This is a genomic window from Schumannella sp. 10F1B-5-1, assembly GCF_006517535.1.
In the GTDB taxonomy this organism is placed as follows: Bacteria; Actinomycetota; Actinomycetes; order Actinomycetales; family Microbacteriaceae; genus Schumannella.
Map to the genome: position 1 here is coordinate 1 of NZ_VHQH01000239.1, position 259 is coordinate 259.

General features: G+C 59.1%; 1 protein-coding gene. It reads right to left on the reverse strand.

What is annotated here, in order from left to right:
- The coding region (locus tag FJ658_RS15550) for a LysR family transcriptional regulator (protein ID WP_141146243.1) at positions 1 to 144 on the reverse strand (144 nt) is incomplete at its 3' end.
- Positions 145 to 259: the final 115 nt, after the last annotated feature.

The window sequence follows — 259 nt, forward strand, 5'->3', positions numbered from 1 at the left end:
GAGCTGCATCCCCAACTCCCGCTCCCAGGCCGTCAGCTGCATCGACACCCCGGGAGCCGTCTGGTGGAGCTCTGCAGCGACGGCCGCCAAGGTGCCGAGCCGGTCCAGCTCCGTGAGGAGTCGGAGCTTACGAACATCCAACATAAAGTGAGCTTACTTATGGGGTCAATAAAAGTCACTTGTGTTGAACGATGGTTGTCGACGAATCTGACCTGATGAAGCTCGATCGTGCCCTCCTCGCCGGACTCGTCGTCGTGAT